At 62.2% G+C, this 15,553-nt stretch carries 11 protein-coding genes; 10 read left to right on the top strand and 1 reads right to left on the bottom strand.

Features of this window, described 5'->3' with window-relative positions; all coding sequences use genetic code 11:
• Positions 1–119: 119 nt before the first annotated feature.
• From RCO31_RS28150 to RCO31_RS28130, 5 genes are all read left to right on the top strand, one after another.
• Positions 120–1,709, top strand: a complete 1,590-nt coding sequence (locus RCO31_RS28150; RefSeq protein WP_308971681.1) for an ABC transporter substrate-binding protein — start codon at positions 120–122, stop codon at positions 1,707–1,709.
• A 284-nt stretch (positions 1,710–1,993) separates the two neighbouring features.
• Entirely contained in the window at positions 1,994–2,929 is a 936-nt protein-coding gene (locus tag RCO31_RS28145; RefSeq protein ID WP_308971680.1) for an ABC transporter permease, read from the top strand.
• Between the two features lie 25 nt (positions 2,930–2,954).
• The gene (locus RCO31_RS28140) at positions 2,955–3,776 is read left to right on the top strand and encodes an ABC transporter permease (RefSeq protein ID WP_308971679.1); all 822 of its coding nucleotides are present in this window, start codon (positions 2,955–2,957) and stop codon (positions 3,774–3,776) included.
• Positions 3,773–4,753 (top strand): ABC transporter ATP-binding protein, encoded by a 981-nt coding sequence (locus RCO31_RS28135; RefSeq protein WP_308971678.1) that lies wholly within the window; start codon positions 3,773–3,775, stop codon positions 4,751–4,753. The genes RCO31_RS28140 and RCO31_RS28135 overlap by 4 nt, the downstream gene beginning before the upstream one ends.
• Complete coding sequence (locus RCO31_RS28130; protein ID WP_308971677.1) at positions 4,746–5,738, top strand: oligopeptide/dipeptide ABC transporter ATP-binding protein; 993 nt, start codon at positions 4,746–4,748, stop codon at positions 5,736–5,738. The genes RCO31_RS28135 and RCO31_RS28130 overlap by 8 nt, the downstream gene beginning before the upstream one ends.
• Positions 5,739–5,868: 130 nt before the next feature.
• On the opposite strand, the gene RCO31_RS28125 is transcribed toward RCO31_RS28130, so the two are convergent.
• Positions 5,869–7,257: an amidase gene (locus RCO31_RS28125; protein ID WP_308971676.1), complete on the bottom strand. Its 1,389-nt coding sequence runs from the start codon at positions 7,255–7,257 to the stop codon at positions 5,869–5,871.
• 169 nt (positions 7,258–7,426) lie between these two features.
• Here RCO31_RS28125 and RCO31_RS28120 point away from each other — a divergent pair, with 169 nt between their 5' ends.
• The 5 genes from RCO31_RS28120 to RCO31_RS28100 all read left to right on the top strand — a co-directional run bounded on the left by RCO31_RS28120 (position 7,427) and on the right by RCO31_RS28100 (position 15,478).
• Positions 7,427–8,335 carry an enoyl-CoA hydratase gene (locus RCO31_RS28120; protein WP_308971675.1) on the top strand — a complete coding sequence of 303 codons (909 nt, stop codon included), beginning with the start codon at positions 7,427–7,429 and terminating at the stop codon, positions 8,333–8,335.
• Positions 8,336–8,503: 168 nt separating this feature from the next.
• Entirely contained in the window at positions 8,504–10,141 is a 1,638-nt protein-coding gene (locus RCO31_RS28115) for a GMC family oxidoreductase N-terminal domain-containing protein (protein WP_308971674.1), read from the top strand.
• Between the two features lie 461 nt (positions 10,142–10,602).
• Positions 10,603–12,546, top strand: a complete 1,944-nt coding sequence (locus RCO31_RS28110; RefSeq protein ID WP_308971673.1) for a PrkA family serine protein kinase — start codon at positions 10,603–10,605, stop codon at positions 12,544–12,546.
• Between the two features lie 110 nt (positions 12,547–12,656).
• A complete protein-coding gene (locus RCO31_RS28105) occupies positions 12,657–13,934 on the top strand; it encodes a YeaH/YhbH family protein (protein WP_308971672.1) in 1,278 nt (425 codons plus the stop codon).
• Entirely contained in the window at positions 13,931–15,478 is a 1,548-nt protein-coding gene (locus tag RCO31_RS28100; protein WP_308971671.1) for a SpoVR family protein, read from the top strand. The genes RCO31_RS28105 and RCO31_RS28100 overlap by 4 nt, the downstream gene beginning before the upstream one ends.
• Positions 15,479–15,553 lie beyond the last annotated feature (75 nt).

Raw genomic sequence — 15,553 nt, 5'->3', positions numbered from 1 at the left:
CTGGATTCTGCAGATGCGAAGAGACCGGGGCTGCACTGCCGTCCTAAAACCTCTTGCGCAGGGCATGTTTGGAGTGATCAACTTGTCAGACAAGTTCTCGGCCGATCGGAGGATACGTCATGCTCAGCAGGATCGTCGTTGCGGCTTCACTGGGACTGGCGTTGACCGCTACAGCTATGGCGCAAACACCGCGCACCGGCGGCACGATCCGAATGACTGCGCCTTACGGATCGAGCTTTTCCAGCATGGATATCCACACGACGCAGCGCGCGCAGGACGAGATTTTCGCCAAGGGCCTGCATCGCTCCCTCTACGCGTGGGACTCCGCAGCGGGTCAGCCCGCTCTGGAGCTTGCCAAGGATGTGAAGGTTTCGGAGGACGGCCTCGTCCATACGTTCAAGCTGAGGGACGATGCCTTCTTTCACAACGGCCGGAAGATGACGGCTGACGACGTCATCTGGAGTTTCAATCGCATCATGGATGGCACCAAGGCCTTTCCCGGTGCGCGCTATGTGCGTCTGATCAAAGGCGCGGCGGAGGTTGAGAAGGGGCAGGCGAAGGAGATTTCCGGCCTGAAGAAGATCGACGATTTCACACTTGAGATGACGCTGACCGAGAAAGTGAATCCGGGATTCTACTTCTTCACCGCGACGACCTCGATCTATCCGGCCGATGAGGGCGCGAAGGAGAGCTACATCCAGAAGCCCATCGGTCTCGGACCGTTCAAGTTCGTCGAGCACGTTCCGGGATCGCGGATCGTGATGGAACGGTGGGAGAAATTTTACAAACCGGGCAAGCCATACGCCGACAAGCTGGTGGTGTCCGTCATGAGCGAGGCGGCAGCGCGCGACGTCGCCTTCCGCAACAAGGAGATCGATACGTCGGTGCTGGGCCCTGCCCAATACGTCGCATATCAGGCCGATCCGAACTTGAAGGGGACCATCGTCGAGGTGCCGGAGGTGTTCACCCGGCACATGGGGATGAACCCGTCCTTCAAGCCATTCTCAGACAAGCGCGTCCGGCAGGCCATCAACTATGCGATCGATGCCCAGCTGATCATCGACAAGCTCGTGAAGGGCAAGGCCTATCGTGCCACGAGCTGGCTGCCGATTACTTCGCCGGTCTACGACAAGGCGCTGAAGCCTTATCCATTTGATCCGGCGAAGGCCAAGCAGTTGCTCGCCGCGGCCGGCTATCCCAACGGCTTCGAGTTCGAGTGGACCGCCAGCGCGAACGAAAGCTGGGGCTTGCCAATCGTCGAGGCCATCATCCCTATGCTCGATCGGGTGGGCATCAAGGTGAAGGTCAAGCAGGTCGAGACGGCGGTGCTTGCGGAGGTCGCGCGCAATGGCGACTTCCAGGCATTCATCTATTCTATGGCCACCGGACCCGATCCGCAGGCTTCTTTGAAGTGCTTCCATTCGGCGACGCCGCAGTCGGCCTGCAACTACAACAATTTCAAGAATCCCGAGTACGACAAGCTGCTGGATCAGGCAGGCCAGGCCGATGATCCCGCCAAGCGGGACGAGCTGCTGCAGAAGGCGAACGCGCTGCTTTATGAAGAAGCTCCGGTATGGTTCTTCAATTACAACAAGGCGGTCATGGCCGTGCAGCCCTGGCTCAAGGGCATCCAGCTGAATGCAACCGAACTGACGCACCAGAACGTCGAAGACCTCTGGGTCGATGCCAGCTCGCCTGCTGCGAAATGACTTGCGTTGTGGCTCCATCGCGCAGGGCATCGCATATGGACAAGAGGCCGCCAAACCCTCGGCAGGATTCCCTCTCCCGGGGGAGAGGGGTAGGGTGAGGGCGTTCGGAGGTCATGATGCGAAGACCGAACTTCTGTGCGGCACTATCGGCGTCACTGCCCCTCACCCCAACCCTCTCCCCAGCGGGGAGAGGGAGCCCGCCGAGTTGGTTGTGATCTCCGAGGGGCCTATGCGCGATAGCTCCGCTCGATCGCGAACCTGTTGAAGCGGGGCGGTACGACCAGATGCTAGCCTTTGCCATCCGGCGCAGTCTGCAGATCGTTCCGACCATTCTCGCGGTCGTGCTGCTGATCTTTGTGCTGTTCAGCGTCATCCCCGGCAGTATCGTCTCGGCGCTCAGCGATGAAGGTCGCGGCGCGATCGATGCGCAGGTCGCCGAGCGCATGCAGAAGGAGCTCGGTCTCAACGATCCGGTGCATGTGCGTTTCGCCTCTTACGTGAGCAAGCTCGCCACCGGCGACTTCGGCACGTCGTTCCGCACTCGCGAGCCGGTGACGAGCATGCTCGCCAAGCGCGCGTGGCCGACGTTGCAACTGATCTTCGCCGCCATGCTGTTTGCGATTGTCGTTGGCGTGCCGCTCGGCTTCATCGCGGCGCTCAAACCTGGCGGCCTCATCGACATGGCTTCGATGATCGGCGCCGTATCCGGCCTGTCGATGCCGAAATTCTGGCTCGGGCTTCTGTTGATGTATCTGTTTGCGCTGACGCTCGGCTGGCTGCCGAGCTTCGGCTATGGCGACGGCGGGCTGATGTATCTGATCCTTCCGGCCGTCACCCTCGGCGTGTCGCCTATGGCGCTTCTCGCGCGGACGACACGTGCTGCAGTGCTCGAGATCATGACCGCCGATTTCGTGCGCACGGCGCGCTCGAAGGGCATGAGCGAACTCCGGGTCGTGAAGTGGCACGTGATGCGCAACGCGCTTGTGCTGATTCTGACAACCATCGGCCTGCAGTTCGGCTCGCTGATGGGGCAGGCGGTCGTCGTCGAGAAGCTGTTCTCCTGGCCCGGTATCGGCTCGCTGCTGGTCGACAGCGTGCTGCAACGCGATATTCCCGCGGTCCAGGGTGCGATCCTTGTGGCCGTGTTGTTCTTCCTGATCGTCAATGCACTGGTAGATCTGCTCTATGTCGTTATCGATCCCCGCATCAAATACAGCTGAGAGCGCGACGCCCCGCAGGCGGCTGGTGCCGCTTCGCTTCAATCTTGTCGTCGGCGGCACCTTGTTTGCTCTCGCGGTGTTTGTCGGCCTGTTCGCGCCATGGCTCGCGCACACCGATCCGGTGATGGACGCGAACCTGTTGAACGCCGAAGAGCCGCCAAGCTGGACGTGGTGGTTCGGCACCGATGCGCAGGGACGGGATATTTATTCCCGCGTCGTGCACGGTGCGCGGATCTCGCTTACCGTCGGCATCGTCTCGCAGCTCATCAACACGTTCATCGGCGTGAGCCTGGGACTGACGGCCGGATATCTCGGCGGCTGGTGGGATGACTTCGTCAACGGCCTGACCAATCTCATGCTGGCGATCCCCTCGTTGATCTTTGCGCTCGCGATCATGGCCGTCCTGGGACCGGGCCTGACCAGCCTTCTGATCGCGCTCGGGCTTACCAACTGGTCGTTCAGTTGCCGGATCGCCCGGGCATCGGCGCTGTCGCTCAAGAGCCAGGGATATGTGCAGGCGGCCAAGGTGCTGGGGTACGGTAACCTGCGCATCATGGTCACGCAGCTGTTGCCTAACATGCTCGGGCCCATCATCGTCATCGGTACGCTGGGTCTTGGCAGCGCGGTACTCGCCGAAGCCTCGCTTTCGTTCCTCGGTCTTGGCGTCCGTCCACCCTATCCGAGCTGGGGCAGCATGTTGTCGGAGGCGCGCGACCAGATTACGACCGCGCCGTGGCTGTCGATTTTCCCGGGCCTCGCAATCTTCCTGACGGTGCTTGGCCTGAACCTGCTCGGCGACGGCCTGCGCGACATTCTTGATCCTCAGTCGCGGAGTACGCGCGTATGACGGCGGTGCCGCTGATCGAAGTCGACGATTTGCGCATCGATCTCGACGTCCAGGGCCGGCGCGTGGCTGCAGCCGACGGCATCTCCTTCCGTATCGATCGTGGCGAGACCTTCGGCCTGGTCGGCGAATCCGGCTGCGGCAAGAGCATCACGGCGCTCGCCTTGATCGGCCTGCTGCGCCATCCGCTGTCGATCGGCGCCGGCAGGATCCGCTTTGAGGGCCGCGAAATTCAGAACCTTTCGCCGGCGCGGCAGCGCGAGCTGCGCGGCGATCGCATTGCCATGATCTTCCAGGAGCCGATGACAGCGCTTAACCCGGTCTCGCCCGTAGGCCGGCAGATCGCCGAGATGTTCGTTTTGCACAAGGGCAAGAGCTGGCGTGAGGCAAATCGGCTGGCGATCGAAGCGCTGGCGAGCGTGCGTGTGCCTGCGCCCGAGCGGCGGGTGAAGGATTTTCCCTACCAGCTCTCGGGCGGCATGCGCCAGCGTGTCATGATCGCCATTGCGCTCGCCTGCGGGCCTGACCTGCTGATTGCCGACGAGCCGACGACCGCGCTCGACGTTACCGTGCAGGCCGAGATCATCGAATTGATGCGCGACCTGTGCGCTGCCAAGGGGACGGCGGTGCTGATGATCAGTCATGATCTTGGCCTCGTCGCCAATGTCTGCCGCCGCGTCGCCGTGATGTATGCCGGCCGCATCGTCGAAGAGCAGAGCTCGGACGATATCTTCCGCAACCCCGCGCATCCCTATACCCGCGGCCTCGTCGGCTCGTTGCCGCGGCTCGGCAGCCGCGCCGCGCACGGTCAGAGCCGTTTGCAGGAGATCAAGGGTGTCGTGCCGGCAATCACAAGCTTCCCGCATGGCTGCCGGTTCAATCCGCGTTGCGTTCGGGTGACCGACGTCTGTCGCACGGTTGAGCCAGCGGTGGACCTGCTGGATGCGGGCGGCCTTGTCAGGTGTCATCATCATGGCTGACTCTGCGTCATCCGCCGCCGCCGACGTCATCCTTCGGGTGCGGGACCTCCGCGTGCATTTTCACCTGAGTGGCGGTCTGCTCGGCAAGCCCCGCGTGCTGCGGGCGGTCGACGGCGTCGATCTCGAACTCAAGCGCGGCGAATGCCTCGGCCTTGTCGGCGAATCCGGCTGCGGGAAATCGACCGTCGCCCTCTCGATCGTCGGCCTGCAGGCGCCGAGCAGCGGCAGCATCGAGCTCGACGGGGAGGCGGTGACCGCCGGCGGCTCGATTGACCGGAAAGCGCTGGCGCGTACGGCGCAGATCGTTTTTCAAGATCCGTATGCGTCGCTCAACCCGCGACAGACGGTGCGGCGGACGCTGGAGGATCCCTTGCGTCTGCATGGTGTGCGCGCCCGGAGCGAGATCGACGATCGCGTCGCGACAATGCTCGCGCACGTCGGCCTGCGCGCCGAACATGCGGATCGTTACCCGCACGAATTCTCCGGGGGGCAGCGTCAGCGCATCGGCATCGCGCGTGCCCTGATCCTCAACCCGAAGATCGTCGTCTGCGACGAGCCGGTCTCGGCGCTGGACGTGTCGATCCGTGCGCAGATCATCAATCTGCTGCTGGAGCTGAAGGAGACCCTCGGCCTTTCCTACATCATGATCAGCCACGACCTCGGCGTGGTCGAGCATATGAGCGACCGGGTCGCGGTCATGTACCTTGGCCGCATCGTCGAGACCGGACCTTGGCGGGAGATCTTCGAGCGCCCGGCGCATCCCTATACGCGGGCGCTGATTGCCGCCATTCCCGATCCGCTTCTCCGCGTGCCGTTCGTGCGCGCGAAGGGCGAACTGCCCAATCCCCTCAAGCCGCCGGACGGCTGCGCTTTCAGCCCGCGCTGCCGGTATGTCGAGGACCCGTGTCGTCGCGAGCCTCTGCCGGCGCTCGAGCGCCACCGCGACGAACATCTGGTCCGCTGCTGGCGTGCGAAGGAACTTTGACGTCATTGCGAGGAGCGTCAGCGACGAAGCAATCCAGTCTGAGCCAGACGCAGATGCCGCTTCTGTTGTTGCGCGCTTCGGCGCGCGGCTGGATTGCTTCGCTTCGCTCGCAATGACGGGCGCAGGCGCCTCATGTCACCTGCGGCCAGTTGGTTATCGGGCCGCGCAAGCTTTCGTAGAACTTGGCCATCCGCATCACGGCCAGGTCGGAAAAGCGCGGACCGATGATTTGCAGGCCGATCGGCATCCCGGCCTGCGTGAAGCCGCAATTGATCGAGGCGGCCGGGTTCTCGGCCATGTTCCACGGCACCGTGAAGACGATATGCTCGAACGGGCGTTCCGGATCGTTGAGCGGCGAGGGCCACTCGGCCGGAAATGCGGCAACCGGCGCCGTCGGCGACAGCACGATGTCGGCGCTCTGAAAGAGCCGCGCCGCGCTTTTCCGAATTTCGTTGGTCTGGTTGTAGCCGCGGATCGCGGCGGCCGCCGACATCTTCGCGCCTTTCTCCGCCCAGGTCAGGATGTAGGGAAGGATCTTCGCGCGAGCTTGCGGCGTATAGCTCTCGAAATCCGCCCAGGAGCGCGCGCGGAAAAAGGTATCGACGCCGTCGAGCATCTCGCGCGTCATGACCGGCCGAACCTCAACGATGGTCGCTCCAGCCTGCTCGAAGACCTTCGCCGCCGCGACAATCGCCTCGCGCACCTCGCGCTCCACAGGCATGCCGCAACCGGCATCCAGCAGCAGTCCGATGCGCAAGTTTTTCACATCCGCCGCCAGGTCAAACCAGTCGATGCTGGCGGGCGGCAGGCTCATCCCGTCCCGGGGATCAAACCGCGAGATCGTCGCCATCATCAACGCGGCATCGTCCACCGTGCGGGTCATCGGCCCGGCCGCGCGGCCGAGATAGAACGGATCGAGTGGCACGCGTCCGAACGACGGTTTCAGTCCGAACAGCGCACACCAGGCCGCCGGCAGGCGGATCGATCCGCCGATATCGGTGCCGAGATGCAGCGGTCCGTAGCCCGCGGCCCCGGCAGCCCCTGCGCCTGAGCTCGATCCGCCCGGGTTCTTGCTCAGGTCCCAGGGGTTGCGCGTGGTCGGATGAAAGCTGGAGATGCCCGAGGACAACATGCCGTAATCGGGGCAGGTGGTCTTGGCGAAGATGATGGCGCCGTCCTCGCGCAACCGCTTCACCGAAGGGGCGTCGTCGGCTGCGGGGACGAGCTGCGTCGCCGCGGAACCGAACGGAATCGGATCGCCTGCCGTCGCGATGATCTCCTTCACCGTAACGGGTATGCCGTCGAGCGGGCCCTTCGGCACGCCCTTGCTCCAGCGCGCGGCGGATGCCTCGGCTTCGGCGCGTCCGACCTCCGGCCTGTACAGATAGAGCGCCTGCACCGAGGGCTCCCAGGCGGCAACATGCTGCCCGAGCCAGTCGAAATATTCGACCGGCGAGAGCGACTTTTTCTTGAAGAGTGCGATCAGTGCGAGGGCAGAGAGGCTGGCGAGTTCGGTCATTTTGATATTAGAGGCCAATGCGGTTGACTTGCCAAGGCCGCTGCCGGAATCTCGGCATCCCCTTATGCGGTTTCGCGGGGTGAGCTGATGGAAATCAGGCGCAAAACCTGATCTGCTGCAGACACCTCACGAACGACGGGCAACAAGCAATAAACAGCCGGAGCAGCTCATGGCCAAACCAGACAGCAAATTCCCGACATTCGAGACCGTGATCTACGACGAGCCGCGAAGCGGCGTCGCGCGCGTCACGCTCAACCGGCCGGAGAAGCGCAACGCGCAGAACATGCAGATGACATATGACATCAACAGCGCGTTCGATTTTGCCGTGCAGCAGCCGCACGTCAAGGTGATCGTGCTTGCGGCCGTGGGCGAGCATTTTTCGTCCGGTCACGACTTGTCGGGCGACGGCGACAAGACCTGGCGCGACTTCCCGATCGTCGGCACCTGGGCGAATTTCGACATGCCGGGCGCGGAAGGGCGATACTCGCGCGAGATGGAGATCTATCTTGAGATCACCGAGCGCTGGCGCAACCTTTCCAAGCCGATCATCGCACAGGTTCAGGGCAAGTGCGTCACCGGCGGGCTGATGCTCGCCTGGTGTTCCGACATCATCGTCGCCAGCGACGATGCGAAGTTCATCTGCACCTCGACCAAAATGGGTGGCAGCGGTGTCGAATTCTGGGCTTATCCTTGGGAGATCGGCCCGCGTCGCGCCAAGCAGTGGATGTTGACCGGCGAACTGTCGGCGGCGAAGGCGGAGCAGTACGGCATGGTGAACGAGGTCGTGCCGCGCGCCGAGCTCGAGGCGTTCACGCTGGATCTGGCCGAGAAGCTGTGCACGCACACCTCCTGGACGCTGAACATGACCAAGGCGACGATCAATCACACCCAGGACGTTCAGGGTCGCCGCGTGTCGATGCAGCATGCGTTTGCCGTGCACCAGCTCGGCCACGCCCATCGCGTGCTGGTTCATGGCGCGGCGATCGATCCCAACACGCTTCCTGAGAATATCCGTGCGCATTTCGACAAGCGCGCCCCGCGCGCCGGCGATCCGGCCAAGGCCAGTGCGGCTGAGTAGCGCGTCATCATAAATCAACCGCCCGTAAGAGCGGCCTAGATCGTATTCCTGTGCCCGGCGTAGCCCGAAGCGTGGCGCCGGGGACGCCATGACGGCAAGCATCTTGCCATTATGCTTACCCACAGGTTTTACTGATCCCTTCAAAACACAAGAAGAGGAAACACCGCCATGTCGAATGACGCCGTCTATGATTTCATCGTCGTCGGTGCAGGTTCGGCGGGTGCGGTGGTTGCCAGCCGCCTTACTGAGAACGGCGTATATAAAGTGTTGCTGCTGGAGGCAGGAACCGAGGGATCGGGCTTTCTGTGGTCTCGGGTGCCAGTCGGCGTCGCCAAGATGATCGACAATCCCGCCGTCAACTGGTGCTACACTTCGGAACCCGACGAAGGTTCCGCCGGACGGCGCATCGAGGTGCCGCGCGGCAAAATGCTCGGCGGCTCTTCGTCGATCAACGGCATGGTTTTCATTCGCGGTCAGGCGCAGGACTACGACCACTGGGCGCAGCTCGGCAATCGGGGCTGGAGCTATCAGGACGTGCTGCCGATCTTCAAGAAGATGGAGCGCTTCGATGGCGGCTCCGACAAGTATCGCGGCCGCGAGGGCATCCTGCGCGTCACCCACACGCCGCGTCACAAGGTGCCTCTGCTCGAGAAGATCATCGCTGCCGCGGAGAACGTCGGCCTGCCGTACAACGAAGACCAGAACGGCGAGACCCAGGAAGGCATCAGCATGTCGCAGGTGACGATCGCCAAGGGGCGACGTCAGAGCACGGCTTTTTGCTATCTCGATCCGGCGCGCAGACGGAGAAACCTGACGGTCGCGCAAGGCGCGCTGGCCCAGTCGTTGATCCTCGAAGGCAGGCGTTGTGTCGGCGTGCGGTATTCGGTCGGTCGCCTGGTCAAAGAGGCGCGCGCCTTGCGCGAGGTGATCGTCTGCGGCGGCTCGATCAACTCGCCGAAGCTTTTGGAACTGTCGGGTATCGGCCAGGCCGACCTCCTGCGTTCGCTGGACATTCAACCCGTGCACGAGCTGCGCGGCGTAGGTGAGAATCTGCGCGACCATTATTCGCCTCGTGTGAAGTTCGCGATCCGCGAGAAGAACCTTACTTTCAACGACAACGCCCGCGGCTGGCGGCTTGCGCGCGAGGCGGTGAAATATGCGCTCTTCCGCGACGGTTTTCTCGCCTCGACGTCGGTGCCGATCCGCATGTATTTCCGCACACGTCCTGGTCTCGAGACGCCGGATGCGACGGTATCGATCCTGCCGTTCATCTACGAGATGATCGGCCGCGAGCGGCTCGTTTCGCCGAGGCTGAAGGGCATCACCATGAATGTGAACGTGCTGCGGCCCGAGAGCACCGGATCGATCCACATCAAATCGAAGGACCCCGCCGAGCCACCGGCGATCCGTTTCAATTTCCTGTCGACCGAGCACGATCGTGCCGGGCTGCTTGCAGCGATCCGCAAGGGCCGCGAGTTGATGGCCGCTTCGCCGCTCAAGGAAATTACCGGCGAAGAAATTTCGCCCGGCGCGGCCCTGCGGTCCGACGACGAACTGCTGGACTGGGTGAGGCGCACCGCCGAAACCACCTATCATCCGGTTGGCACCTGCAAGATGGGCTCCGACCCGATGGCGGTGGTGGATTCGGAGCTGCGCGTGCACGGAATCGTGAACTTGCGCATTGCCGACGCCTCGATCATGCCGACGTTGACGAGCGGTAACACCAACGCGCCGTCGATCATGATTGGCGAGAAGTGCGCGGGCATGGTGTTGGCGGCGGCGAACCAGAGCAAACAGGCGGCATAGGCCGCTTCGTCGCGAGTAATCGGCGCCCGGCGAGACCGGTAGGTGGCCTTACAGAGCCGCCCGGTTGTCGCGGCTGGCAGCAACAGCCTGTCATTGCGCGGCCGGTGAACTTATGTCCGTCGTCAGATGTCCAACTTATGTCGTACGCCCGGTTGGCGAATGCTGTGGCAAAATGCTTCCCGGGTTGCACGTCAGACACTGACGGTGGCGCAAAGGCAACACTTGTGGCCAATTCGCCAAAAATGGAGCCGGATTGAGTCAACTCGCTTACACGCTGTGCGGTTGCTTGCCTTTAGATCACTCGATGCCTGCATTTTGCATTGCAAGTGGGAACCGCAGGGCGTGTGGTACGGTTCACTGTGCTGATGCTGATTCGATTTCGAAGGCTGGGCACCTAGCTTTAATACTGAGCGAGTGTTCTCCGCGGATCAGCAGGACGGCTGACGGATACGGAGATAGACATGTACAACGATGCTCTGTTCAACGCCTTCGCGCGCACCTTCGAGGCGCGGAGCGAAGTCGACATGTCGATGGCGGAATATCTGGAATCGTGTCGTGACGATCCAATGCGATACGCCAATAGCGCTGAACGCCTGCTTGCAGCGATCGGAGAGCCTGAATTGATCGATACGGCCAGGGACCCACGCCTTGGCCGTATCTTTTTGAATCGGACTATTCGCAGGTATCCAGCGTTCTCGACATTCTACGGCATGGAAGAGACGATCGAGCGGATCGTTTCCTTCTTCCGTCACGCCGCGCAGGGCCTAGAAGAGCGCAAGCAGATCCTCTACCTGCTCGGTCCGGTCGGCGGCGGCAAGTCGTCGCTCGCCGAGCGGCTGAAGTCGCTGATGGAAGTTCATCCGATCTATGTGCTGAAGGCCGGCGATGAACTGAGCCCGGTGTTCGAGTCGCCGCTGAGCCTGTTCGACGCAGAGACGCTCGGCCCGATGATCGAGGAGAAATATGGCATCCCGCGCCGGCGGCTGACCGGCCTGATGAGTCCGTGGTGCTACAAGCGGCTCGAATCTTTCGGCGGCGACATCTCTCGCTTCCGCGTCGCCCGTCTCCAACCCTCGCGCCTGCGACAGATCGCGATCGCCAAGACCGAACCCGGTGACGAGAACAACCAGGACATCTCCTCGCTGGTCGGCAAAGTTGATATCCGCAAGCTTGAAGTGTTCGCGCAGAACGATCCGGACGCCTACAGCTACTCCGGCGGGCTGAATCGCGCCAATCAGGGCATTCTCGAATTCGTCGAGATGTTCAAGGCGCCGATCAAGATGTTGCATCCGCTTCTGACGGCGACGCAGGAAGGCAACTACATCGGTACCGAAAACATCGGTGCGATCCCGTTCACCGGCATCGTGCTCGCGCACTCCAACGAAGCGGAGTGGCAGAGCTTCAAGGCCAACAAGAACAATGAGGCATTCATCGATCGTATCTGCGTGATCAAGGTCCCGTACTGTCTGCGCGTGACCGAGGAGCAGAAGATCTACGACAAGCTGATCCTGAACTCCGAGCTTGCAAGTGCGCCTTGCGCGCCTGCCACGCTGGAGACGCTGGCGCGGTTCTCGGTGATGTCGCGCCTGCGCAAACACGAGAACTCCACTATCTACGCGAAGATGCGGGTCTATGATGGTGAGAACCTGAAGGAGACCGATCCCAAGGCTCGCAGCGTTCAGGAGTACAAGGACGCCGCAGGCGTGGACGAAGGCATGGACGGCGTTTCCACCCGTTTTGCCTTTAAGGTGCTGGCTGCGACCTTCAACCACGACACCGCTGAGGTCGGCGCCGATCCTGTGCACCTGATGTACAATCTGGAGCACGCGATCCGCCGGGAGCAGGTCGGTGAGGAGACCGAGAAGCGCTATCTCGAGTTCATCAAGGCCGAGCTCGCGCCGCGCTATGCCGAGTTCATCGGTCACGAGATCCAGAAAGCCTATCTGGAATCCTACGCCGACTACGGCCAGAACCTGTTCGACCGTTACGTCGACTATGCGGACGCATGGATCGAGGATCAGGATTTCAAGGATCCGGACACCGGCCAGATGCTCGACCGCGACCTGCTCAATCAGGAGCTGACCAAGATCGAGAAGCCGGCCGGGATCGCTAATCCGAAAGACTTCCGCAACGAAGTCGTGAAATTCTCGCTCCGCTCACGCGCCCACAATGGGGGCAAGAATCCGGCATGGACCAGCTATGAGAAGGTTCGCGAAGTCATCGAAAAGCGTATCTTCTCCCAGGTGGAGGACCTGCTTCCGGTGATCTCGTTCGGATCGAAGAAGGACGGCGAGACCGAGAAGAAACACGGCGAGTTTGTCGTGCGGATGGTCGAGCGCGGCTACACCGAGCGTCAGGTCCGCCGCCTCGTCGAGTGGTACATGCGCGTGAAGCAGGCAAGTTGATGTCATTGCGAGGAGCGAAGCGACGAAGCAATCCAGCGCTGCATCTGTCGCAACTGCCGACTGGATTGCTTCGCTTCGCTCGCAATGACGATTTGTAGGGTAGATTAGACATGTACATTGTCGATCGGCGGCTAAATCCCAGCGGCAAGAGCCTCGAGAATCGACAAAGGTTCCTGCGCCGCGCCAAGGCGTTGGTGCAGAGCGCAGTCAAGAAGTCGTCGCAGAGCCGCGACATCAAGGATGTGCTTGAGGGCGGCGAAGTCGCCATCCCGCTCGATGGGATGAACGAGCCGCGCTTCCGCCGAGAGGGCGGCACGCGCGACATGGTGCTTCCCGGCAACAAGAAGTTCATCGAAGGCGACATGCTGCCGCGCTCGGGCGAGGGTGGCGGCGGCAAAGCGAGGCAAGCCGGCACCGGCGATAGCGAAGACGCATTCCGCTTCGTGCTGAGCCGGGAAGAATTCATCGACATGTTTCTCGATGATCTCGAGCTTCCGGACCTCGCCAAGCGCAGACTTGCCTCGACCGAAGGCGAAGGCATCCAACGCGCCGGCTACACGACATCCGGCTCGCCTGCCAACATCTCGATCAACCGCACCATGCAGATCGCGATGGCACGCCGCGTGGCGCTGCGGCGCCCGCGCGCACGGACCCTCGAGGAGCTGGAAGCGGAGGCTGCTGCTGCCAGCGGTGAGTACCGCGCCAAATTGCTGGAGGAGATCGAGACGCTGAAGGCGAAGATGAAGCGGATCCCCTATATCGATCCGATCGACATCCGTTATCGCCGCTTCGAGACGATGCCGAAGCCGGTCGCCCAGGCGGTGATGTTCTGCCTGATGGACGTTTCGGGCTCGATGTCCGAGCATATGAAGGATCTCGCGAAGCGCTTCTACATGCTGCTGTACGTGTTCCTCACCCGGCGCTACCGGCATGTCGACATTGTCTTCATCCGTCACACGGACAAGGCCGAGGAAGTCGACGAGGAGACGTTCTTTCACGGCCCCGCATCAGGCGGCACGCTGGTCTCATCCGCGCTCGCAGCCATGAACGAAATCGTGCGCGACCGCTATCGTCCGAGTGACTGGAACATCTACGCGGCCCAGGCCTCCGACGGCGACAACCTGCATGCGGACTCCGAGCTGACCGGTCAGCTTCTGACCGAGATGATCCTGCCGGTGACGCAGTTCTTCGCCTATCTCGAAGTCTCGGAAGCGACCGTCAGCGTGTTCGACGAAATGCCCGACTCGTCGTTGTGGACGTTGTACGAGCGGCTGCGGACAAACGGTGCCACGCTGTCGATGCGGCGGGTCGCCGAGCGCAGCCAGATCTATCCGGTGTTCCACGAGCTGTTCCATCGGCGCCAGAACCAGGAGAGGGTTGCGCCATGACGGACTTCGAGCCGCTCTTCCGGGGCGCCGACTGGGATTTCTCGACGTTGCGGCGCATTCACGAAGCCTGCGACGAGATCGCGCGAAAGGATCTCGGGCTCGATATCTATCCGAACCAGATCGAGGTGATCACGTCCGAGCAGATGCTCGACGCGTATTCGTCGGTCGGCATGCCGCTGTTCTACAAGCACTGGTCGTTCGGCAAGCACTTCGCCCATCAGGAGGCCTTCTACCGCAAGGGTTTGATGGGATTGGCGTATGAGATCGTCATCAATTCCTCGCCGTGCATCTCCTACCTGATGGAGGAGAACACCGCGATGATGCAGACGCTGGTCATCGCGCACGCCGCCTTCGGTCACAACCACTTCTTCAAGAACAACTACCTGTTCCGGCAGTGGACAGACGCCGACGGCATCCTCGACTACCTTGAGTTCGCCAAGACCTATGTGGCGCAATGCGAGGAGCGGCACGGCCACGCGGCGGTGGAACGGACGCTGGATGCGGCGCATTCGTTGATGTCGCACGGTGTGTTCCGCTATCCCGGCAACAAGAAGCTCGATCTGCGCTCGGAGGAGAAGCGGGCGCTGGAGCGGCGCGAGCATGCCGAGACCGTCTTCAATGACCTGTGGCGCACGGTCCCGAGCGGCCCGTCGAAGAGCGCGTCAGAGCTGAGTGGCGATAAGCGCCGTGCACTGCTCGGCCTGCCGCAGGAGAACATGCTCTATTTTCTCGAGAAATCTGCGCCGCGGCTGCAGCAGTGGCAGCGGGAGCTGCTGCGGATCGTCCGGCACATCGCCCAGTATTTCTATCCCCAGGGGCAGACCAAGGTGATGAACGAGGGGACGGCGACCTGGGTGCACTATCGCATCATCAACCGTCTGCACGAGCAGCGGCGGATCTCCGATGGAAACTTCCTCGAGTTCCTGCAGTCCCACACCAACGTCGTGTTTCAGCCGGATTTCGACAATCCGCATTTCTCCGGGTTCAATCCGTACGCGCTCGGCTTTTCGATGATGCGCGATATCGAGCGGATCGTCACCGAGCCCGATGACGAGGATCGGGAATGGTTTCCGGACATCGCAGGCACGGGCGACGCGCCGGCAGTGTTGCGCGAGGTTTGGGCGAACTATCGCGACGAGAGCTTCATCAGCCAGTTCCTGTCACCGCGGCTGATGCGCAGCATGCGGATGTTCCATCTGCATGACGATCCGGCCGTCACGGAGGGCATCCGCGTCGATGCGATCCATGACGAGCGCGGTTTCCGTCGCATCCGCCGCGAGTTGTCGCGCCAATACGACGTCGGCGTCATCGATCCGAACATCGAGGTGGTGGACGTCGACCTTGCCGGCGATCGCCGGCTCGAGCTCCGTCATGCCGTCGTCAGAGGCTCGCTCCTGAACGAGGCCGACTTGAAGATGGTTCTGCAGAATCTCGCCGACCTCTGGACCTACGACGTGGTGCTGAAAGAGGTCGATGGCACGGGTACGGTGCTGAAGGAGCACACCGCAACTCCGCGTCCCGGCATCGTGGCCGCAGCGGCTTGACGCAACCTCAAACCGTAGCCCGGCCGAGCGCAGCGACGCCGGGTCTGAATCTCCGCCGGGTGTCCCCGCATATCG

Source organism: Bradyrhizobium sp. LHD-71 (assembly GCF_031157255.1).
Lineage (GTDB): Bacteria > Pseudomonadota > Alphaproteobacteria > Rhizobiales > Xanthobacteraceae > P52-10.
The sequence above is the reverse complement of the archived record's forward strand: the minus strand, read 5'-3'. Positions and strand labels throughout refer to the sequence as shown.